Consider the following 20,719-nt stretch of genomic DNA (forward strand, 5'->3'; position numbering starts at 1 on the left):
CCGTCATGCACGGGTGGCATCCTGGGGGGTGGCCTTGGCGGCCTGGCGCTCGGCGGTCGTCTGGGCCACTTTGTCGCGCACATACAGGGGCAAGGCCAGGGCCGCATCCAGGGTGTCGCCGCGTTGCCAGGCGCGTTGCGCCAGCTCGGCCAGGGCCTGGCCACCGGGCACGGCAGGCTCGCCATGTGCCACCCATTGCGCAGGGTGCAAAACGGCCAGCTTGTCGGGGTAGGCGCGCAAAGCGTTGCCTGCCCAGCGCACACCGGCCTGCATGAGGCCATCGGGCGCCCAGCGATGCAAGGGCTCGTCCAGCGACCACAGTTGCGCGGCCTGCTCGACCTGCCAGTGGGCACCATCCCAGCGGAAGGCGCCCACGTAGAGCTCGTCCATGCGGGCGTCCTGCAGCACCCAGACCACCTCGCCCGCAGCGAGCGCGTCTGGTGCGGCCAGGCGGGCGTGTTCGGCCACGGCCATGAGGGTGTCGATCGCGATCACGGGGCAGCCCAGGGCCAGGGCCAGGCCCTGGGTGACGGAGCAGGTGGTCCGCAGCCCGGTGAAGGCGCCAGGGCCGCGCCCGAAGGCGATGGCGTCCACATCGGCCCAGGCGTAGCCGGCCTGGCTCAACAGGCCCTGGAGTGCGGGCAGGAGGCTGGCGGAGGCCAGGGCGCCACCGGGCAGATCCAGTGCGTGCACCGTGGCGCCCGCGCTCAGGGCGGCGTGGATGCGGTCGGTGGCGGTGTCAAGCGCCATCAGGATGGGCGCAACAGAAGCGGGCGAAGACATGGGCGGGAGTGTAGGGCTTCTATGATCGGCGGCATGACCCGCCTGTTCCTGCCCAAGCTGTTCGCCACCGTTTTGCCCCTGCTCCATCAGGGCGCCTGGGCGATCGAACCCACCAACGCCCTGCCGGCCAGCCTCGCGGCGGCACTGCAGACCGCCGGGGTGCCTGCTGACGCCGTCTCGCTGCTGGTGTTGCCGGTGGACGCCGGCCCGGGCGCACCGCCCCGCCTGGAACACCAGGCCCAGACTGTGCGGCAGATGGCCTCTGTGATGAAGCTGTTCACCACCGGCGCGGCCTTGAACACACTGGGGCCGGCCTATGTGTGGCGCACGGATGTGGCGCTGGGTGGCCCGCTCAAACCCAATGGCAAGCTCGACGGGCCGCTCTACATCCGAGGTAGTGGCGACCCCGGCCTCGTACTGGAGAACGTGCAGCTGATGATGGCCCGCTGGCGTGGTGCCGGGCTCAAGGACATCAAGGGCGACCTGCTCATCGACCGGCACGCGTTCGAGGTGCCGCCGCATGATCCTGCGGCCTTCGATGGCCAGGGCCTCAAGCCCTATAACGCGGGGCCCGACGCCCTGCTGCTCAACCACCAGGCGCTGATCCTGCATGTCATGCCCGACGCAGCCCGGCCCGGGCAGGTGCGCGTGAGCATGGAGCCTGCGCTCGATGAGGTCCGGCTGCAGTCCCGCATCCAGGTCAAGGCCACGGGTGCCTGCGGCGACTGGCGTGAAGCCATGAGCCTGGACATGCGCCCGGCCAGTGGCTGGACGCAGCACGGCATCCGCCCCTGGACCTTGTCGGTGCAAGGGCCCTACCCGGCGGCTTGCGGCGCGCGGGACTGGCCGGTGCTCTGGCAAGGTGAAGGCGCAGGGGACTATGCGGCGCGCTTGCTGCACGCCACCTGGCGCCAGCTGGACGGCAAACTCGGCGGTGAGATCAAGGCCGGCGACTGGCCTGCCGACGCCGTGGTGTGGCAAAGCTGGGCCTCTGCGCCCTTGGGCCAGCTGGTGCGCGACATCAACAAGTTCAGCAACAACGTGATGGCGCGGCAGCTGTTTCTGAGCCTGGCTTTGGCGGGAACGCCGGGCCCAGCCAACGGGGCAAACGGGACAAACGGGGGCAACGCGACAAACATGGCCAATGCGGGGGATGCAGGCCCTGCCACGCTGGACAAGGCGCGCGCCATCGTCAGCCAGCAAGTGCGCCAGGCCACCTCAGATGGCAGCGGGCACACCGTGTGTGAAGGCGACGCGCTGGCGCTGGACAACGGCTCGGGCCTGTCAAGGGTGGAGCGCAGCAGTGCGCACTGCCTGGGCCGCTGGCTGCAGGCCATGTGGGCCAGCCCGACCATGCCCGAGTTCATCGCCTCGCTGCCCATCACCGGCCTGGACGGCACAGCCCGCAAGCTGCAGAGCGTGAGCGGCAAGGCCCACATCAAGACCGGCTCGCTGGATGGGGTGGCGGCGCTGGCGGGCTATGTGGAAGGCGACTCCGGCCGCCGCTGGGTGGTGGTGGGGGTGGTCAACCACCCGCAGGCTGACGCGGCACGGCCCGCATTGGCGGCACTGATTGGCTGGGCGGTGAAGGACCAATGAAAAACGGCCCTTGAAAGGGCCGTTTGGATGCGTGCGCGCGTGGGGGTCAGAACTGGTTGGACGCGCGAGCGTAGGCCACGGAGCCAATGTTGCTGTGGGCCGTGGTGCCCAGGAGCTTGTCAGTCGCCCAGATGTAGGTGGACGCATAAGCCACGTCTGCTGTGTCGCGACCAGCATAGGTGGACGAATTGCAGTACAGCACGGAAGAATTGTTCTTGACACCGTCAGGGGTCATCATCGGATAGGCCTTGGTGAGATCCTTTTCGCAGAACTGCTTGTCGCTGACATACGAGGCGCTGAGTGCGAGTGAACGAACAAGCTGCTGAGCGTCCACAAAGGCGTAGTCGCGCCCCTGGTTGACATAGTCTTGCAGGCCACGCAGACCCGTGTCCTTGTCACCGATCTTCAAGGTCTTGTTGAAGTCCTGAACGATCTTCTGCATGTCCCCATTGCAAGGCGGCGCAGCCGAGTTGTCGCTACGGACGCTCGCATCACACGATGTGGTCGCACCCGACATCTGGCTGACGGCGTAGGGGGAGAAGCCCAGGTCAGCCACACCGACCACGATCACCTTGGCACCACTGTTGATGATCGGCTTGATGACCCCGGCCAATTGGTCCGCGAGCAACTTGGCCTGGTAACGCTTGGCATCCAGGGTGGCGTAAGTGTTGTTCGTTAACAGGGTGTAGAGATCGTTCTGCCCCACCCACACCGTCACCAGGGCCCCTTTGCCCAAGGGCGCGTCGGCTTGGGCCGCATTCAACTGACCTTGCAATTGGGACACCGTGGCCCCCTCGCTGGCATAGGTCCGGGCACCCGGGTAATCCAGGCCGCACCCATTGGGGTCATTGCGAAAACCCAAGCCGAACGAGCGGGCAACTGCCTGGATCCAGTTGGCGGATGCATTGCACCCATAAAAAAGCCCGATCGTCCTCTTTGCCTGCGATTGAGGCCCTGTGACGCCATCAGTAACCGAACCCAAGGTGATCATCGTCACCAGGTTGATACGCTCATCTACCGTGCCGAAATGGTATCCAATCCCCAATGGGTTGGTGGTGCTGGAGGGCGACGTGGCCACGAAAGTTGTCATATCCGGGTCCGCCAACAGATTCGCGTCCAGGCACAAGGTGCTGCCCGTCTGCGTCGTATCGCTACAGACCGCCGAGGTGTCGCTCACGGTGCTGACCGGGTTGATCGTATAGACCAGGCCCTTAACCACATAGCCACCGCTGCTCGCCAAGGTATACGTTGCCAAAGCGCTGTTTTCATCGCCCAACGCCACCACGCGCTCCGGCACGTAGTCCTTGGCACGATTGCCCCCACCACAGCCCACCAGGGTCAGGGCGGAACAGACCACAGCCGCCAGGCCTAGCAGGCGCAGGGACTTGGGGCTCTCAGAGGCAGCAACACGAAACATGAAATCTCCGTCAAACGGTCGGGTCAGGCGATCAAGCCCAGAGCATAACGGCGCCCTGGAGCGTCGCAGAGTCTGCCACGTAAAGTAAGGCAATCAGGCTGGTGAGCCTATTTTCAGGATGCGGCGGCGCGGGCAAGGCGGTCGCGCACGCCATCCCAGGCGGGGTCGTCGGGCGGGGTCTCCACCCAGATCAGCTCGACCCCGGTGGCGTCCAGCTCGCGCAGGTCGGCGAAGAGGTCTTGGGCGGCGGTCACGGCATCCCCGGGCATGGACCGGTGGACGATGGCCTTGTGCTTGGGGCGCCAGGCCCACAGGCTGCGCGAGTACACGGCGATGCGCGGGGCTTGATGGGGGTCGCGGATGACGGCGGCGGAGAGCTCGGGCTCCATCACGTCCAGCGCGGCGTTGAGGCGCTCGTCGTCCATCAGGCGGACCTTGGCGCGCGGCGCGTAGTGCGACGCCAGGGTGCCCGAGGCCTTGGGGGCCAATGGGTCCGGCGCTTCGGGGCGCGACCACTGCACGGGCTCGCCCGCCACGGCCTCGATCTCGGCCAGCGTGAGCTTGCCGGGGCGCAGCAGCACGGGGTGCCCGCGCGAGCAGTCGATGATGGTGGACTCGATGCCCACGTCACAAGGGCCGCCTTCGAGCACCCAGACTTCGTCCAACCCTTCCCCCTGGTCCTTGAACTCTTCGACCACGTGTTCGGCCCGCGTGGGGCTGATGCGGCCAAAGCGGTTGGCGCTGGGCGCGGCCACGCCCAGGACATCGCGTTTGGCGCACTCGTCCAGCAGGGCGCGGGCGACCGGGTGGTCCGGGCAGCGCAGGCCGATGGTGTCCTGCCCGCCTGCCGCCGCGGTGGCGATCTCGGGGTTGCGGGGCACGATCACGGTCAGGGGGCCCGGCCAGAAAGCGGCGGTCAGGCGCTGCGCCACGGGCGGGAAGGCCGAGACAAAGCTCAGGGCCGCGGCCTGGTTGGGCACGTGCACGATCAAGGGGTGATCGGCCGGGCGGCCCTTGGCGGCGAAGATGCGCGCCACGGCGGCATCGTCATCGGCGCGGGCGGCCAGGCCATAGACCGTCTCGGTCGGCATGGCCAGCAGGCCACCGTCAACCAGGCGCTGGGCAGCCAGCTCGATCGCATCGGCTTGTTGGGCGGGGTCGAGCAGGCGCATGGACGTGGTCGTTCGGGTAGGAAGGCAGCGGTGGATCAGAACGGCGCAATGCCAAGGATGGCGGCGGCGCGCAAGGCCACGGCCTTGGCGGCTTCGGGTGTGGCGCCGGTCACCGTCAGGTGACCCATCTTGCGGCCCTGACGGGCCTCGGTCTTGCCATACAGGTGCAGGTGGGTGCCGCTCAGCGCCAGCACGGCGGCCCAGTCCGGCTCCTGCTGCGTCATGGCGCCATGGGGGAACCACAGGTCACCCAACAGGTTGAGCATCAGGCAGGGGCTGTGCAGCACGGGCTCGACCAGCGGCAGGCCGGTCATGGCGCGCACCTGCAGCTCGAACTGGGACACATCACATGCGTCGATGGTGTGGTGGCCGGAGTTGTGCGGGCGCGGCGCCATTTCGTTGGCGACGATACGGCCATCGGCCAGCACGAAGAACTCGATGCACAGCACGCCCACGTAGTCCATGGACGCGGCGATCTTGTGGGCGGACGCATAAGCCTGCTGCGACACGGCTTCGGTCACATTGGGCGCGGGCACGGTGGTCACGGCCAGGATGCCGTCGCGGTGCAGGTTCTGCTGCAGCGGGAAGTGCACGACCTGGCCATCGCGGCCACGCGCCACCAGCACGCTGACTTCATACGCCAGGGGCAGCATCTTTTCGAGCACGCAGCCCACGCGCTGCAACTCGTCCCAGGCGGCGATGAGCTCTGCACGGGTCTTGACGCGGATCTGGCCCTTGCCGTCGTAGCCCAGGCGGGCGGTTTTCAGGATGCCGGGCAGCAGGTCGTCACTGACAGCGGCCAGTTGCGCGGGGGTCTCGATCAGGGCGTGCGGGGCGCAGTCCACACCGCAGCCCACGAAATGGGCCTTCTCGCGGGCGCGGTCCTGGCAGATGGCCACCGCGCTGCCGGCCGGGGCCACGGGGCGCGTCTCGGCCAGCTTGTCCAGCGCCTGGGCAGGCACGTTCTCGAACTCGGTGGTGATGGCGGCCGACACCTTGGCCAGCTCGGCCAGGCCAGCAGCGTCCAAGTAGGCGGTCTGGATGTGGGCGTGCGACACCAGGCCGGCGGGGCTGCTGGGGTCGGCGTCGAGCACGGCGGTGCGGTAGCCCATGGCCTGCGCAGCGTGCACGAACATGCGGCCCAACTGGCCGCCGCCCATCACGCCCAGGGTGGCACCGGGCAGGATCACGTCTTTGTTGACCGTCATGCCTTGGTGTCCATGGTCAGGTCCTTGGTCATGGCACGGGCGACTTCGGTCTGGCGTGCGCGGAAGGCATCCAGCTTGGCGCGCAAGGCAGCATCACCATGGGCCAGCATGGCCACGGCGAACAAGGCCGCATTGCCCGCACCAGCCGTGCCGATGGCAAAGGTGGCCACGGGGATGCCTTTGGGCATCTGCACGATGGAGTGCAGGGAGTCCACGCCTTGCAGATGGCGGGATGGCACCGGCACGCCCAGCACGGGCACCGTGGTCTTGGCGGCCAGCATGCCCGGCAGGTGGGCGGCGCCGCCCGCACCAGCGATGATGGCGACCAGGCCACGGTCGGCCGCGGCTTCGGCGTAGCGGAACATGTCGTCCGGCATGCGGTGAGCCGAGACCACCTGCGCCTCGAAAGGCACGCCGAACTCGGTCAGAATGTCGGCAGCATGGCGCATGACGTCCCAGTCGCTGCTGGAACCCATCACCACACCCACTTTCACAGTGTTCACGCCAGTCGTGTCAGTCACGGCTTGATCCTTTTTCGTCAAATCGACTCATCAAACCCCGGATTTTAGGCGTTGGCCCGCCAGCCGCCCACCTTCATCCTCGCAAAGATCTGCCCAACATGATCGACATCACGCTCGAAAACTTCGAATCCGACCTGATCACCACCTCGATGCAGGTGCCCGTGCTGCTCGATATCTGGGCCGAGTGGTGCGGCCCCTGCAAGTCGCTGGGCCCGGTTCTGGAGCGCCTGGAAGAAGAATACGCCGGCCGTTTCATGCTCGCCAAGGTCAATGCCGACGAGCAGCAGGAAATCGCCGGGCAGCTGTCGCAGATGTTCGGGGTGCGCTCGATCCCGTTTTGCGTGATGTTCGTGGGTGGCCAGCCGGTGGACGGCTTTGTGGGCGCCCTGCCGGCCGAGAAGATCCGCGAGTTCCTGGACAAACATGTGCCGGGCGAAGGCGAGATCGCCTCGGCGGAAGAAACCACTGAAGCAGAGGAGCTGGCCGAAGAGGGCGACCTGGACACGGCCGCCGCCAAGCTGGAAGACGCCCTGGCCAAGGACCCGAACAACGACGAGGCCCGCTATGACCTGATCAAGCTGCTGCTCAGCGAAGGCCAGGTGGAAGCGGCCAAGCACGTGTTCCTGCCGATCGCGGGCCGCGCCACGGGGCCGGTGCCGGAAGCCCGCCCTCTGGCCTTCAGCCGCTATATCTCGGCCGTGCAGGCGGCGCGCCAGGGCCGTGCCCCGCAGGAGCTGGAAGCGGCCATCAGCGCCAACAAGCGTGACTTTGCCGCCCGCTTCGAGCTGGCGCAGCTGTTCTGGGCCGCCAGCCAGCCCACCATGGCGATGGACGAGCTGCTGGAGATCATCATGCGCGACAAGGCCTGGAACGAGGAGCTGCCGCGCAAGACCTATGTGGCCATCCTGGAAGTGATGACCAAGCCGCAGCCCAAGCCGGTGGCGGGCAAGCCCGTGGCCGGTGCACCGGGCGCGCAAGACAAGCCCAAGCTGGAGATTGCCGGCAAGGTCGAGATCACGGGCAATGACCCGGTGATCGACCAGTACCGCCGCAAGTTGAGCATGGCGCTGTTCTGAAGCCGAGGCGCGTCACCGCCAACGCCGACGCCGACGCCGACGCGTAAACACCTAGCGTTAAATCAGCGTCGGCACCTCTAGCATGGTGTTCATCCGTACGTGTTTGAACAAAGAGGAGAACCAGCCATGCCAGCCACGCCACCACGCAGCGGGAAGCCGCTGACGCGCCTCGCCCTCAGCGTCAGCGCCCTCATCCTGTCCATGAGCGCCCAGGCCGCCGATTTCGAGCGCGGCCCGGCCCCAACAGACAGCGCCCTGCAAGCCAACGGCCCCTTCGCGATCGCCACCACCACCATCGCCAAACCCGATGGCTACGGCAGCGCCACCGTCTACTTCCCGCGCGATACCAGCCAGGGCAAGTTCGGTCTGGTTGTGCTGACACCGGGGTTCCTGGGCGTGCCCAGCTACTACCAGTGGCTGGCCGAACGCGTGGCCACGCATGGTTTCGTGGTGGTCAACATCGGTACCAGCACCATCTTTGACGTGCCCGACGCGCGCGCCCGCGAAATGGCCGCCGCGCTCAAACAGGTGGCAGCCCTGGCTGCCCTGCCCGACACGCCTTTCGGCAGCGCCACGGACTCCAGCCGCCGCGCCCTGATGGGCCACTCGGCAGGTGGCGGCGGCACGCTCACGGCAGCCCTCAAGGACCCAATGCTCAAAGCCGCGATCCCGATGACCCCGGCCACCACGGGCTCGGACTTCTCCGCCATCACCGTGCCCACGATGATCCTGGCGTGCGAGAAGGACGCCATCGCGCCCAACAAGACCTTCTCGGCCAAGTACTACGCCTCGCTCAGCCCCGACATCAACCACGCCTACCTGGAAGTGGCTGGCGCCGATCACCTGTGCCCGCTGTCGCTGGCCAAGGACAGTGTGCAAAACACCGTGGGCAAGACCGTGATCAGCTGGCTCAAGCGCTATGTGGACGAGGACAAGCGCTACGAGCCCTTCATCACCGGCGCAGGCACCCCGACCTACTCCAAGGTGGACGTGCAGATCGGGCGATGAAGGAGGCACCATGGGATGCCAGGGCCAGCCACACCATGGCGCGGTCTTTCATGGACAATGGGCCGCACCTTGATCAGCCCACGTGCCCATGAATGTGCCCATGATCTCCACGGAGCTTGTCACCCTGCCGGCCAACGGTGCCGAGCAACCCTTCCTGAACTGCCGTGTGGCGGGCCCCAAGGGCGCACCGCTGCTGCTGTTCCTGCACGGCTTCCCGGAAGCCGCTTTCGTATGGGATGAGCTGCTGGCGCACTTCAGTGAGCACTACCGCTGCGTGGCGCCCAATCTGCGCGGCTATCCAGGCTCTTATGCACCGGCAGACGTCAAGGCGTATCGAGCCCAGGTGGTGCTGGGTGACCTGATCGCGCTGATCCGCCAGCAAGCCGTCACACCGGATACACCGGCCGCCGCCGTGATCGCCCATGACTGGGGTGGCGCACTGGCCTGGGGGCTGGCCGCAGCGGCGCCGCAATGCATGCAGCGGCTGGTCATCCTCAACGCCCCGCATCCGGGCCTCTTCCTGGCTGCGCTGCGCGACGACCCCACCCAGCAAGCCGCCAGCAGCTACATGAACCTGCTGCGCCAACCCGGTATCGAGCCTCAACTGAGCGCCAATGACTTCGAGCAGATGTGGGCCTTCTTCGAACGCTTTGGTGGCGCCACCTGGCTGACGCCGGGCCTGCGCGCGCAATACAGGCAAGCCTGGTCGGCCACCCCCACACCGATCGATGGCGTGGCCACGGCCAGTTCTGCCCTCACCGGCCCACTGAACTACTACCGTGCGTCGCCCTTGCATCCCCCCTCATCGCCCTCCGACCCGATCAACACGCTGCAATTGCCCGACGCGCTGCTGCAGGTCAACGTGCCCACCAGCGTGATCTGGGGGGAGGCTGACACAGCACTGCCGCCCAGCCTGCTCGATGGCCTGGAACGCCACGTGCCTGATCTGCACATCACACGCCTGCCTCGTGCCACGCACTGGCTGGTGCACGAAGCACCCGCTGAGGTGCGCGCGGCCATCACGGCGGCGCTGCATCGATGAACGGGTACCCGCACATCAAACGACACCATTGCCAGCCCCATCACCACCAACCTCATCCGATGCCCACCATGCCCATCGCCCCCCTGATCTCCGCGGAAGAACTGCAACAAGCCCTGCCCCGGCACGATCAGGACTGGCTGCTCATCGATTGCCGCTTCAACCTGGGCAACACCGCGGCCGGCGAAACGGCTTACGCGCAAGGCCATGTGGCAGGCGCGCTGTATGCCCATCTGGACCGGGACCTGTCCGGCCCCAAGACGGGCACCAATGGCCGCCACCCCCTGCCCGCCCCCGAGGCTTTTGAGCACACCGTGCAAAGCTGGGGCATCCAGCCCGGCACGCGCGTGGTCGCTTATGACGACGCAGGCGGCATGTTCGCTGCACGACTGTGGTGGTTGCTGCGCTGGGCTGGGTTTGAACAGGTGCAGGTGCTCGATGGCGGCTGGCAGGCCTGGCTGGCTGCACAAGGACCTGTGGACACGCGCGCGGCGGCTCGCCCGCCCAGTGCGTTCAAGATCCAGCCACGCGCCAGCTGGGTGCTGCGTGCCGAACAGGTGCTCGCCAATCTGGGCCAAGCCGATCGCCAGGTGCTGATCGATGCGCGCGCACCCGACCGCTTCCGCGGCGAGAACGAAACCATGGACCCGGTGGGTGGCCACATCCCCGGCGCGCGCAACCGCTTCTTCCAGCTCAACCTGCAGCCCGATGGCCGCTTCAAGCCGGCAGACCAGTTGAAGGCCGAGTTCGAGGCCTTGCTGGCGGCAGCACCCATGGACACCGTCGTGCACCAGTGCGGCTCGGGCGTCACCGCCTGCCACAACCTGCTGGCCATGGCCCAGGCCGGCCTGCCCGTGACCCGGCTGTACGCCGGCTCCTGGAGCGAGTGGTGCGCTGACCCGAGCCGGCCCGTCGAGCGCTGACTTCGGCGCTGGATCCCGCGCCCCACCCTCCCCCTGAGCACCATCCCCAGCGGTCGTCACGCCACCGCTGAACGGTCGCGCTCGTCCGACGAACGGTTTTACGCCAATCAAGCCCCGTGAACAGCTGCTCGCAACAAGACGTAAACCGCTTCTAAAGCGTCGGATTTGTCACGGTTATCCGGCCTTCCAGCCCTTGGGGGGCATCCCAGAATTCCTGTCGCGAGGACATCATTTCCTCAAGACAAGGGGTTTTGCGCATGCACACATCCACCACTCAAGGGCCCGCCCGCCCAGCCATCACCGGCTTCACGCTGGTCGAAATGCTGATCGTGATCGCCATGATCGGCATCCTGTCTGCCGTGGCGATCCCGGCCTACCGGGACTACAGCACACGCGGCAAGATCCCCGATGCCACGTCCAACCTGGCGCTCAAGCAATCCAAGCTGGAGCAGTGGTTCCAGGACCAGCGCAGCTACCTGGACGGCGCAGCCTGCGGCGGCGTGCCAGCAACCGACACCAGCTCAAGCAGCTACTTCACCTTCACCTGCACGGCCACCGCCACCACCTTCCTGCTCACGGCCACCGGTACCGGCGCCATGGCGGGCTTCGTGTACACGGTAGACCAGGACAACGCCCGCAATACCACCGCCGTCCCCAATGGCTGGACAGCCAAAAACGGCTGCTGGGTCTCAAAGAAGGGCGGCATATGCTGAAGTCCTCACGTGGTTTCACGCTCATCGAGCTGATGGTCGGCCTGACCATCATGGCCTTCCTGCTGATGTCCGGCCTGCCGTCGATGTCGGAGTGGATTCGCAACTCGCAGATGCGCAGTGCGGCCGAATCCATCATCAATGGCCTGCATTCGGCCCGCGCCGAAGCAGTCAAACGCAACACCTCGGTGCGCTTTCAGTTGACCAGCACGCTGGGCAACGACTGCACGATCGACTCATCCGGCAAGAACTGGGTCATCAACCTCTCGGGCACCAGCCCGGATGGCCAGTGTGGCAAAGCCCTGTCTGATTCAGCCGAGCCCTACATGCTGCAAAGAGCCTTGGCTGCCAACGACAGCAACCCGATCCTGATCAAGGCCTCGCAAGCTGCCATGGCCTTTACCGGCCTGGGCCAACAAGGCAGGGCTGACCCCGCACAACCGGTCGTCACCGTGACCATCGACATCACCCCGACGGAATCCGGCACCTGCCGCAAGGACGGCGGCAAGCTGCGCTGCCTGCGTATCGTGGTCTCGCCTGCAGGCCAGGCTCGCATGTGCGATCCCAGCATGAGCAATTCCAGCAACGACCAGCCCATGGCTTGCCCGACATGAAAACCGCTCGCCCCCACCCCCCTGCACGGCACGCTGCAAGAGGCGTGCAAGGCGGCGTCATGCTGCTCGAAGCCCTGGTGGCCATCCTGATCTTTTCGCTGGGTGTGCTGTCCGTCATCCAGTTGCAAGCCGTCTCGATCAGGCAAGCCTCCAGCGCCGAATACCGATCGATGGCATCCATGTTGGCCAACGACCTTGTCAGCCGCATGTGGTCCGCCGACCGCACACCCGCCGTACTGCAAACCAACTTTGGCAGCAGCACATCAGGCGCCGGCTACACACAGTGGCTGGCCACGGTTCGCCGTTCTGGCTTGCCCAATATCAGCGCCGATCTGGGCACGCTGCCCACGGTGACCTTCGTCTCCGTCCCCAGTGGGTCCGCTACCGGCACCCCCAGCAGCCAGGCCACCGTCACGATCTACTGGAAAGAGCCCGGGGACACCACCCGCAAGCGCAGCTACCAGGTTGTGGCTCAAATCAAATGAGGAGCACCCACACCATGCAAGCTCCTTCTTACACGACAACACAGCGTGGCTTCAGCCTGGTCGAGATCATGGTGGGCCTGGTCATCGGCATGGCCACCGTCGTGATCATGCTGCAGATGCTGTCCAACTCGGATGCCACCAAGCGCAAGGCCGCAGGCGGCAACGACGCCCAGATGAACGGCACTTTGGCGCTCTACACGCTGGAGCGGGAAATCCGTGCGTCAGGCTACGGCATCAACGACCAAAGGTTGCTGGGCTGTGACCTCACCTACAAGACCAGCACCGATGGCGCCACTGTCACCGTCCCGTTGCAGCCAACTACCGTCCTCACCACCGGTAGCGTGCACGCCCCTGCCGTCGATGCCAAGACCGACGCCTTGCTGGTCATCTACAGCAACAACCAAGGCTCGGCAGACGGCGACAAGCTGCTGTCGAACTCTTCGGCCGGCAGCTACCAGGTCTCCACGCCTTCGACCTACAACATCAATGACGTCATCATTGCCCAGAACTCGGCAAGACCCTCGCCCTGCGCGCTCACCACAGACAAAGTCCTCAACATCAACGGCTCGACCCTGACCGTCAATCCAGGCGTGATGGGCATGCTGGCAAACTCGGTGATCTACAACATGGGGGGCACCCCGGTCATCAATGTCTACGCCATCCGCAACGGCAACCTGACGGTCTGCGACTACACCGCATGGGATTGCAGCAAAGCCAGCTACGCCAACCCCGTTGACAGCAATGTATGGGTCCCTATTGCCAGCAACATCGTGGCCATGCGTGCGCAATATGGGCACGATCTTTTGCCAGGCGCTTCCGGCGGTGGGCTCCAGAAGATCGTCAGCCAATACGACCAGATCACGCCCGACAAGACCACCGGCATGAACGGCTTTACCACCGATTGCAGCTGGGCCAGAACCCTGGCTGTGCGCATCGCCCTGGTTGCGCGTAACACCTCCTACGACAAGACCGAACCCACCAAGGTGACCCCGGTATGGAGCGGCAGCACGGCGGACGGCGTCAGCTCGCCGGCCAACCCGACGGCCCTGCCCTTTGACCTGAGCGGCAACGGCGATTGGAAGAAGTACCGCTACAAGTCCATGGAAACCACTGTGCCCCTGCGCAACGCCATCTGGCAAGGAGGCTCGACATGCTCCTGACACCTACCGCCCCTCAAGGTGAATTGCACCGCCGTGCACGCGCCCGACAAGAAGGCGTCGTGCTGATGATGGCCTTGATCGTGTTGATCGCGCTCACTCTCGCTGGTCTGGCACTCACACGTTCGGTCTACACCTCCAACGTGATCGCCGGCAACCTCGCGTTCCAGCAATCGGCCACCCACTCGGCCGACACGGGCGTTGAAACCGCAGTCGCCTGGCTTGAAGGCAACAATGGGCAAGCCTCGTCCCTCACCGCCGTGCCTTGCGAAAGCGGTTCGGTGCTCGATTGCGACCAGAAGGATCGCGGCTACCGCGCCATACGGGAGGACCCCACCGCTGGCCAGAGCTGGGGCAACTTCTGGAAAGAGAACATCGAGAAAGACAACCTGGCCATGGACTTGCCCATAGACACCAAAACTGGCAACCAGGTCTCGTATTTCATCCAGCGCATGTGCACCAAATCCGGTAGCTCGCAAAGCCTCAGCAACAACTGCACAACATCCCCCGTGGATGCGGCCGGAACCTGCGCAGGCGGCAGCAGTTGCCTGAGCGGCAAGGAGAACCTGGCTGCGACCAGCCAGATCTACTTCCGCATCACGGTGCGGGTCATCGGGCCGCGCAATACCCAAAGCTTCGTCCAGTCGATCGTTGCGCTTTAACGCAACCGGAGAGCATCATGCATCACCCCCGCTTTCTGCCTACGCGCCTTGCTCGCGCCCTTGGCTGCGCCCTCCTCCTGAGCAGCGCGACCAGCCATGCACCCGCCGCGCTAACCGATCTGGCCAGCGCCCCGCTGGAAACGTCCACCGCGACCCTGGTCAAGCCCAACATCCTGTTCGTGCTGGACGATTCGGGCTCCATGTCTTGGGACTTCCTGCCCGACTGGGCCAACAGCTCGACTGATGGCCTGGCCCGCAATGCGCGCTACAACGGCATTTACTACGATCCCACCATCACCTACACGCCGCCGATGAAATACGACGGTGCCAGTTACCCAAGCATGACGGCGGCGAACTCATCAAGCTGGACGGCCGTGCCCTTTGACGGCTTTGGCGTGCAAACCCCGTCGAACATGCCCAACACGGGCACGAACAACCTGTTCACCACCTCATCCTCGGGCACGACACAGAACCTGGTAAGCAACGCCTACTACTACACCTTCATCCCAGGTGAGTACTGCACTTCAGATACGCTCAAGACCTGTGCGACCCAAAGTGCACCGACTGCAACCTACTCGGTCCCGGCCTACTTGCGGTGGTGCAGCACCTCGGCCCGCACCAATTGCCGCGCAACCCGCATCGACACCGCCCCCAGTGGCGGATCGACCTACACCTATGCGCGTTACCCGGGCATGACCTCGCCCGTGGTACCTGGCAGCAACACCAGGGTCAACATCGTCTCCAGCAACAACAGCTACCCCTACCCAGGTACAACAGCCAAGGCGACGACGCGAACGGACTGCGCAGGAACGACCTGCACCTACACCGAGGAAATGACCAACTTCGCCAATTGGTGGGCCTACTACCGCATGCGCATGCAGATGGCCAAGTCCGCTGCGTCGCTGGCTTTCTCCGTGGTGGACTCGGGCAAGCGCCTGGGCTACATGAGCATCAACAACAACACCGGCACGGACTTCCTGGGCGTATCGGATCTAACCACCGGCAGCGGCGGCCAGAAGGCCCAGTGGTACAGCAAGCTGATCAACGCCAAGCCCAACAACAGCACCCCCTTGCGGGTAGCTCTGTCTACCGCAGGCCGCTATTTCGCCGGCAAGCTCAGCAAGGTCAACACCGTCACGGCGGCTGACCCGATGCAGTACGCGTGTCAGCGCAACTTCACCATGCTGTCCACCGACGGCTACTGGAACGAATCAAGCAACCCGGACCAGATCGACGGCAGCACCGATATCGGCGACCAGGACAGCGCCAGCACTATTTCTCGCCCGTATTTCGACGGCACAGCCACAGGCAACACCCTGGCGGACGTGGCCCAGTACTACTACGTCACCGACATTCGTGCCGCAGCCTTCAGCAACACCAATGGCGCACTCGGCACCGATGTGGCCAGTAACAACATCGCGGACAAACAGCAGCGCATGTACACATCCACGGTGGGACTGGGCGCCTCCGGCTACATGCGCTTCCAGTCCAACTATCAAACGGCAGACAGCGGCGACTACTACGACGTGGCCCAAGGCACCTCGACCAGCTCGACCACGGCCAGCAATGGTGTCTGCAGTTGGCAAACCTCGGGCAAGTGCAACTGGCCCAAGGCCGCGAGCAACACACAAACAACCATTAATGACCTGTGGCACGCGGCCGTCAATGGCCGCGGCGTGTACTACAGCGCCGCCAACCCGGCCCAGTTGCGTGATGGCCTGACCAGCTTCATTCAGTCGGTCAACGCGGCCACATCAGACGCATCTGCGGCCACCACCAGCAACCCCAACGTGTCGGCGGGCGACAACTTCGTGTTCAAGTCAACCTTCCACTCTGGTGACTGGTACGGCGAACTGGCGCGCTATACGATCAACATTGACACGGGCGCGCTCTCAACCTATCCGGACTGGTCACAATCCGGCGAGGTTTTCATCAGCGCGTCGACCAAGGCCCCCGCCTTGCTGGACACAACAGCCTGGGCCACACGCAACATTTATACCTACTCGCCATCATCGGCGACGCCTTTGCTGCCTTTCAATTGGACCTCCATGCCCACCACCATGCAGGCCTACTTCAAGGTGAGCAACATGAGCGGTCTTGCTCAGATGTGTGCATCGGGCGCCTATTGCCTGCCCGCGACATCCCAGGTTGACAGCAGTACGGCGGGCACCACAACGGGGGCAGGCGGCATCAACCTGGTCAACTTCCTGCGAGGGGACCGCAGCAACGAAGGCAAGGCTTCTGACACCGACGCCTACTATCGTCAACGCATGCACGTGCTGGGCGACATCGTGAGTTCGCAAGCCGTGTATGTAAAGGCTCCTCGCTTTGGCTACGTTGATGCGGGCTATTCGAGCTACCGTACCTCACAGGCATCGCGGCAGCCCATGTTGTACGTGGGCGCCAACGACGGCATGCTGCATGCCTTCAAAGCCGACACGGGCACAGAAGCCTGGGCGTACATTCCCTCCATGCTGCTGCCCAAGCTCTACAAGCTGGCCGACAAGAACTACGAGTCCAACCACACCTTCTACATCAACGCCACCCCCGCAGAGGGCGACGTGTACTTCGATGGCGGTTGGCACACGATTTTGGTGAGTGGTCTGGGCGCAGGTGGCCGCGGCTTCTTTGCCCTGGACATCACCGACCCCACCACCCCCAAGGTGCTCTGGGAGTTCACGTCCGACACCACCAAGGGTTCAGGCTACACCGTTGACGCCGATCTGGGCTACTCCTATGGCACACCGATCATCACCAAACTGTCCGATGGCAGCTGGTCGGTGATCGTCACCTCTGGCCATAACAACGTGTCACCCGGCAGCGGCCATGGCATCGTCTGGGTGCTCAACCCCAAGACCGGGGCCGTCATCAAGAAGATCGACACGGGTGCAGGCAGCAGCTCATCGGCCGTCGCCGGTTGCGCGGCCGCCCCATGCCCGGCCGGCCTTTCCAAGGTCGCCGCCTATGCAGACAACAACTACGCCAACAACACATCCGTTCGCTTGTACGGCGGCGACTTGTTGGGCAACGTCTGGCGCATGGACATCAGCAAGCTTACCGCAGCAGGCGGCGATGCTCCGGTGCAGTTGCTGGCCACGCTGGCTGACGCCAACGGCACCCGTCAACCCGTCACTGCACGCCCCGAGCTGGGCAACGTCGTGGGAGTCCCGGTGGTCTATGTCGGCACCGGCGCCTACCTGGGCGTCTCGGACATCTCGACCACGGGCCGTCAGTCCATCTACGCCATCAAGGATCCGCTGACGACGGTGTCAGGCAGTTCCGGCATCTATGGCAGCCCACGCGCGGCCACATGCTCCGCATCGGGCAGGAGCAACTGCTTCATCAAGCAAACTCTGCAAGACTCCGGTGGCATCCGCACGGCCAGCAGCACAGTGAGCTACACAGTGGACTACACCACCATGTATGGCTGGTACACCGACCTGCCCGAAACCGGTGAGCGCATGAACACCGACCCCGACCTGCAACTGGGCGCCCTGGTCTTCTCGACCAACATCCCCAGCGCCTCCGACGCGTGCAGCGTGGGTGGATCCAGCTACTTGAACTACCTGGACTACCGCACGGGCCAAACCCTGACGGGCGCCACCCAGGTCGGGTCGCTGCTGTCCAACGGCACCACCACGGCCCTGGCCACAGCCCCCACGCTGGTGCGCCTGCCCAACGGCAAGATCATCTCCATCACAGACTTGTCCGACGGCTCCACCGTCACCAAGGAACTGCCCCCACTGGGCACTGGCCAGAAGACCCGCCGCGTGTCCTGGCGCGAGCTGATCAGCATCAACTGATCCAGCGCACGATGCAAGACAGGCCCTGTTCAGCCGGACAGGGCCTCGTCCAACACCTCCAGCCAGTGCTTGACTGGCGTGTCGGTGCCTGATTGCAGGTGCACGATGCACCCGATGTTGGCGCTGGCAATCAGATGCGGCTCGGTGGCCTGCAGGGATTTGAGCTTGAGGTCACGCAACTGGCGCGACAACTCGGGCTGCAGCACGCTGTAAGCCCCACCGGCACCGCAGCACTGGTGGCTGTCCTGCACGGCCAGCTTCACTTCAAAACCCAACTCGCGCAGCCCTGTTTCGATGGGGCCTGGCTTGGCCGCACTGCTGAGCTTTTGCGCATGGCTCAGGCTGCATGGGGGGTGGAAGGTCACCGCACCCAGTCCGGCTTGAGCGCGCTTGCCCAGCTTGCGCTTGAGCATGGGCATCCAGCTGGCGAGCATCTCGCCGGGGTCGCGCACCATGGCCACCACCCGCTTGGCCTTGTCGGCATAAACCGGGTCATCGGCCAGCAGGCTGTCGTAATCCTTCACCCAGGCGCCACAGCCCGAGGCATTGATCAGGATGGCCTCCACCGGCGTGGGTGATTCGATGTAAGGCCACCAGGCGTCGATGTTGCGCCGCGCGCGGGCCTTGGCCCCATCCACGTCACCCATGTGCCCTTGCACCGCACCACAGCAGGTGGACGCCGAGGCCACCACGGCACGGATGCCGATGGCATCGAGCACACGCGCGGTAGACGCATCGATGTGAGGCCGCAAGCCCGGCTGCACGCAGCCCTTGAGCAGCAGCACGCGGCGAGCGTGCAGGCTCTTGCGCGGGTCAGGCCAGGCCGGCGCCGACATCGGTGGCCGAGAAGGCACCTGCTCACGCAAGGCTGCGGGCAAAAGGGGCCGCACGGCCTGCCCCAGCTTGAGCGCCGGCGTGAACCAGGGTGAAGGCATCAGCTTGACCAGGCCCCAGCGCATCAGGCGTTCACGCCAGGGGCGCTGCACCTGCGCGTCCACCACGGGCTGGCCGACAGCCAGCAACTCGTGGTACTGCACGCCCGATGGGCAGGTGCTTTCGCAATGGCGGCAACCGATGCAGCGGTCCAGGTGCTCCTGCGTGGTGCGCGTGGGCGTTTGCCCCTCGAACACCTGCTTCATCAGGTAGATGCGACCGCGCGGGCCATCCAGCTCGTTGCCAGTGACACGGTAGGTCGGACAGGTGGCGTTGCAGAAACCGCAGTGCACGCACTGGCGCAGCACCTCCTGGGCCTTGAGGCCTTCGGGGGTGGACTGGTGTTGGGGGGCAAGCTGGGTCTGCATGGTCAATCCGCGCGTCGCGACCACAGGCGACCTGTGTCGAACACGCCATGAGGGTCAAAGGCTTTTTGCACCTGCTCGTGCAGACGCTGCTGGACAGCCGACAAGGCCGTTGGCGCCACCAGGGCACGCGTCTGCAAGGCCAGGAAAGGCTGGGCATGGCCGCCGGCCTTGGCCACCACCTCATGCACCGCTGCGGCCGGGGCCGGCGTGCACACCCAGCGCAGGCCGCCAAACCACTCGGCCAGCAACTCGCCGTGCAAGCCCAATGGCGCGGTGGTCGGGGGCACGGAGATGCGCCACAAGGTGACGCCATGTTGCCCGGCCTGCATCACGGCCTGGCGCGCGCGCGCGAAGAACTCGTCGCTGTGGTCGCGCACGCCTTGCCAGAAGCCATCGGCCACGGGCGGGGCCAGCAGCTCGCCACGACGCTCGCGGTACATGCCCTGCACGGCGCTGGCCACGGCCGCACGGGCACCACGCAGGCGCACCAGCAGCGTGCCGTCCCACCAGGCCGAGGCGTCGATGGGCAAAGGCTGGGCGGCCCACTTGTTGATCTGGGCCAGGGCTTCGGCTTCGTTCACATCAAAGCGCATGGTGGCCGACACCGTGGGCTGCGGCATCACCTTGAGCGTCACGTCCACCAGCACGCCCAAGGTGCCCATGGAGCCGGCCATCAAACGAGACAGATCAAAGCCTGCGACGTTCTTCATCACCGCGCCGCCAAAGCGCAGCAACTCGGCCCGCCCGGTCAACACGGTGCAGCCCAGCACGTGGTCGCGCACCGCACCGCGCGAGACCCGGCCCGGGCCACTCAGGCCGCAGGCCACGACGCCGCCCAGCGTGGGCTCATCACTCTGGCTGGCCACAAAGCCATAGCGTGGGGGCTCGAACGCCAGATGCTGGCCCCGCTCGGCCAGCACCGCCTCGACCTCACGCAAGGGCGTGCCGGCGCGCGCGCGGATCACCAGCTCGCTGGGTTCGTACGATTCGATGCCCTGCCAGGCCCGGGTGTCCAGCAACTCGCCCCGGGTGGTGTCGCCCAGGTGGTCCTTGCTGCCCCCACCGCGCACGCGCAGGCAGGCCCCCCGCCCGGCAGCGTCCTGGATGTGTTGCGCCCACTGTGCGGGGGCATCGCCTGCCGAAAGGCCTTCGGCTTGCGCGTTCGCGTCTTGTTCGGCCATGATGGCGGCAAGCATAAGGCAAGGCCGGGCCTGTCTTGCCTGCCCCTCTTACAGTCTGGC

18 protein-coding genes are annotated in these 20,719 nt (G+C 65.5%); 11 read left to right on the forward strand and 7 right to left on the reverse strand.

From position 1 onward, the window contains the following. Window positions 1-3: 3 nt before the first annotated feature. Window positions 4-783: a tRNA (adenosine(37)-N6)-threonylcarbamoyltransferase complex dimerization subunit type 1 TsaB gene (tsaB, locus tag HY019_RS11055; RefSeq protein WP_290691973.1), complete on the reverse strand. Its 780-nt coding sequence runs from the start codon at window positions 781-783 to the stop codon at window positions 4-6. 33 nt (window positions 784-816) lie between these two features. Between tsaB and HY019_RS11060 the strand changes: the two genes are divergently transcribed. Then, entirely contained in the window at window positions 817-2,382 is a 1,566-nt protein-coding gene (locus HY019_RS11060; RefSeq protein WP_290691975.1) for a D-alanyl-D-alanine carboxypeptidase, read from the forward strand. Between the two features lie 46 nt (window positions 2,383-2,428). Here HY019_RS11060 and HY019_RS11065 read toward each other — a convergent pair whose 3' ends face one another. From HY019_RS11065 to purE, 4 genes are all read right to left on the reverse strand, one after another. Then, window positions 2,429-3,799, reverse strand: coding sequence for an SGNH/GDSL hydrolase family protein (locus HY019_RS11065; RefSeq protein WP_290691977.1), 1,371 nt, complete (start codon window positions 3,797-3,799; stop codon window positions 2,429-2,431). A gap of 113 nt (window positions 3,800-3,912) precedes the next feature. Next, a complete protein-coding gene (locus tag HY019_RS11070) occupies window positions 3,913-4,971 on the reverse strand; it encodes an L-threonylcarbamoyladenylate synthase (protein ID WP_290691979.1) in 1,059 nt (352 codons plus the stop codon). 35 nt (window positions 4,972-5,006) lie between these two features. Continuing rightward, complete coding sequence (locus tag HY019_RS11075; RefSeq protein WP_290691981.1) at window positions 5,007-6,179, reverse strand: 5-(carboxyamino)imidazole ribonucleotide synthase; 1,173 nt, start codon at window positions 6,177-6,179, stop codon at window positions 5,007-5,009. After that, window positions 6,176-6,682: a 5-(carboxyamino)imidazole ribonucleotide mutase gene (purE, locus tag HY019_RS11080; RefSeq protein ID WP_290692038.1), complete on the reverse strand. Its 507-nt coding sequence runs from the start codon at window positions 6,680-6,682 to the stop codon at window positions 6,176-6,178. The genes HY019_RS11075 and purE overlap by 4 nt, the downstream gene beginning before the upstream one ends. Before the next feature lie 116 nt (window positions 6,683-6,798). Between purE and HY019_RS11085 the strand changes: the two genes are divergently transcribed. The 10 genes from HY019_RS11085 to HY019_RS11130 all read left to right on the forward strand — a co-directional run bounded on the left by HY019_RS11085 (window position 6,799) and on the right by HY019_RS11130 (window position 18,177). Then, window positions 6,799-7,776 carry a tetratricopeptide repeat protein gene (locus HY019_RS11085; protein WP_290691983.1) on the forward strand — a complete coding sequence of 326 codons (978 nt, stop codon included), beginning with the start codon at window positions 6,799-6,801 and terminating at the stop codon, window positions 7,774-7,776. 126 nt (window positions 7,777-7,902) lie between these two features. Next, on the forward strand, window positions 7,903-8,784 hold the full coding sequence (locus HY019_RS11090) for an alpha/beta hydrolase (protein WP_290691985.1): 882 nt from the start codon (window positions 7,903-7,905) through the stop codon (window positions 8,782-8,784). 100 nt (window positions 8,785-8,884) lie between these two features. After that, entirely contained in the window at window positions 8,885-9,826 is a 942-nt protein-coding gene (locus HY019_RS11095) for an alpha/beta fold hydrolase (protein ID WP_290691987.1), read from the forward strand. A 59-nt stretch (window positions 9,827-9,885) separates the two neighbouring features. After that, window positions 9,886-10,746, forward strand: coding sequence for a sulfurtransferase (locus HY019_RS11100; protein WP_290691988.1), 861 nt, complete (start codon window positions 9,886-9,888; stop codon window positions 10,744-10,746). A 257-nt stretch (window positions 10,747-11,003) separates the two neighbouring features. After that, window positions 11,004-11,459 carry a type IV pilin protein gene (locus tag HY019_RS11105; protein WP_290691990.1) on the forward strand — a complete coding sequence of 152 codons (456 nt, stop codon included), beginning with the start codon at window positions 11,004-11,006 and terminating at the stop codon, window positions 11,457-11,459. Next, a complete protein-coding gene (locus tag HY019_RS11110) occupies window positions 11,453-12,070 on the forward strand; it encodes a GspH/FimT family pseudopilin (protein WP_290691992.1) in 618 nt (205 codons plus the stop codon). The genes HY019_RS11105 and HY019_RS11110 overlap by 7 nt, the downstream gene beginning before the upstream one ends. Then, the gene (gene pilV / locus HY019_RS11115; protein WP_290691994.1) at window positions 12,067-12,555 is read left to right on the forward strand and encodes a type IV pilus modification protein PilV; all 489 of its coding nucleotides are present in this window, start codon (window positions 12,067-12,069) and stop codon (window positions 12,553-12,555) included. The genes HY019_RS11110 and pilV overlap by 4 nt, the downstream gene beginning before the upstream one ends. A 14-nt stretch (window positions 12,556-12,569) precedes the next feature. Next, window positions 12,570-13,715 carry a PilW family protein gene (locus tag HY019_RS11120; RefSeq protein ID WP_290691996.1) on the forward strand — a complete coding sequence of 382 codons (1,146 nt, stop codon included), beginning with the start codon at window positions 12,570-12,572 and terminating at the stop codon, window positions 13,713-13,715. Beyond that, window positions 13,706-14,374 carry a hypothetical protein gene (locus HY019_RS11125; protein ID WP_290691998.1) on the forward strand — a complete coding sequence of 223 codons (669 nt, stop codon included), beginning with the start codon at window positions 13,706-13,708 and terminating at the stop codon, window positions 14,372-14,374. Before HY019_RS11120 ends, HY019_RS11125 begins: the two co-directional genes overlap by 10 nt. Before the next feature lie 17 nt (window positions 14,375-14,391). After that, the gene (locus HY019_RS11130; protein WP_290691999.1) at window positions 14,392-18,177 is read left to right on the forward strand and encodes a PilC/PilY family type IV pilus protein; all 3,786 of its coding nucleotides are present in this window, start codon (window positions 14,392-14,394) and stop codon (window positions 18,175-18,177) included. A 29-nt stretch (window positions 18,178-18,206) separates the two neighbouring features. On the opposite strand, the gene glcF is transcribed toward HY019_RS11130, so the two are convergent. Both glcF and glcE read right to left on the reverse strand, forming a co-directional pair. After that, window positions 18,207-19,478, reverse strand: a complete 1,272-nt coding sequence (gene glcF / locus HY019_RS11135; protein ID WP_290692001.1) for a glycolate oxidase subunit GlcF — start codon at window positions 19,476-19,478, stop codon at window positions 18,207-18,209. A 2-nt stretch (window positions 19,479-19,480) separates the two neighbouring features. Next, the gene (glcE, locus tag HY019_RS11140; RefSeq protein ID WP_290692003.1) at window positions 19,481-20,674 is read right to left on the reverse strand and encodes a glycolate oxidase subunit GlcE; all 1,194 of its coding nucleotides are present in this window, start codon (window positions 20,672-20,674) and stop codon (window positions 19,481-19,483) included. Window positions 20,675-20,719 lie beyond the last annotated feature (45 nt).

This window comes from Aquabacterium sp. (assembly GCF_016195855.1).
Lineage (GTDB): Bacteria > Pseudomonadota > Gammaproteobacteria > Burkholderiales > Burkholderiaceae_C > Aquabacterium.

Excerpts from the sequence above, each read along its gene's own strand:
- HY019_RS11105 (WP_290691990.1), top strand. The coding sequence starts at position 11,004 with ATGCACACATCCACCACTCAAGGGCCCGCCCGCCCAGCCATCACCGGC.
- HY019_RS11130 (WP_290691999.1), top strand. The coding sequence starts at position 14,392 with ATGCATCACCCCCGCTTTCTGCCTACGCGCCTTGCTCGCGCCCTTGGC.
- HY019_RS11070 (WP_290691979.1), bottom strand. The coding sequence starts at position 4,971 with ATGCGCCTGCTCGACCCCGCCCAACAAGCCGATGCGATCGAGCTGGCT.
- glcF (WP_290692001.1), bottom strand. The coding sequence starts at position 19,478 with ATGCAGACCCAGCTTGCCCCCCAACACCAGTCCACCCCCGAAGGCCTC.
- HY019_RS11075 (WP_290691981.1), bottom strand. The coding sequence starts at position 6,179 with ATGACGGTCAACAAAGACGTGATCCTGCCCGGTGCCACCCTGGGCGTG.
- HY019_RS11120 (WP_290691996.1), top strand. The coding sequence starts at position 12,570 with ATGCAAGCTCCTTCTTACACGACAACACAGCGTGGCTTCAGCCTGGTC.
- tsaB (WP_290691973.1), bottom strand. The coding sequence starts at position 783 with ATGTCTTCGCCCGCTTCTGTTGCGCCCATCCTGATGGCGCTTGACACC.
- HY019_RS11125 (WP_290691998.1), top strand. The coding sequence starts at position 13,706 with ATGCTCCTGACACCTACCGCCCCTCAAGGTGAATTGCACCGCCGTGCA.
- HY019_RS11060 (WP_290691975.1), top strand. The coding sequence starts at position 817 with ATGACCCGCCTGTTCCTGCCCAAGCTGTTCGCCACCGTTTTGCCCCTG.
- HY019_RS11095 (WP_290691987.1), top strand. The coding sequence starts at position 8,885 with ATGATCTCCACGGAGCTTGTCACCCTGCCGGCCAACGGTGCCGAGCAA.
- HY019_RS11110 (WP_290691992.1), top strand. The coding sequence starts at position 11,453 with ATGCTGAAGTCCTCACGTGGTTTCACGCTCATCGAGCTGATGGTCGGC.
- HY019_RS11085 (WP_290691983.1), top strand. The coding sequence starts at position 6,799 with ATGATCGACATCACGCTCGAAAACTTCGAATCCGACCTGATCACCACC.
- HY019_RS11090 (WP_290691985.1), top strand. The coding sequence starts at position 7,903 with ATGCCAGCCACGCCACCACGCAGCGGGAAGCCGCTGACGCGCCTCGCC.
- HY019_RS11100 (WP_290691988.1), top strand. The coding sequence starts at position 9,886 with ATGCCCACCATGCCCATCGCCCCCCTGATCTCCGCGGAAGAACTGCAA.
- glcE (WP_290692003.1), bottom strand. The coding sequence starts at position 20,674 with ATGCTTGCCGCCATCATGGCCGAACAAGACGCGAACGCGCAAGCCGAA.
- HY019_RS11065 (WP_290691977.1), bottom strand. The coding sequence starts at position 3,799 with ATGTTTCGTGTTGCTGCCTCTGAGAGCCCCAAGTCCCTGCGCCTGCTA.
- pilV (WP_290691994.1), top strand. The coding sequence starts at position 12,067 with ATGAAAACCGCTCGCCCCCACCCCCCTGCACGGCACGCTGCAAGAGGC.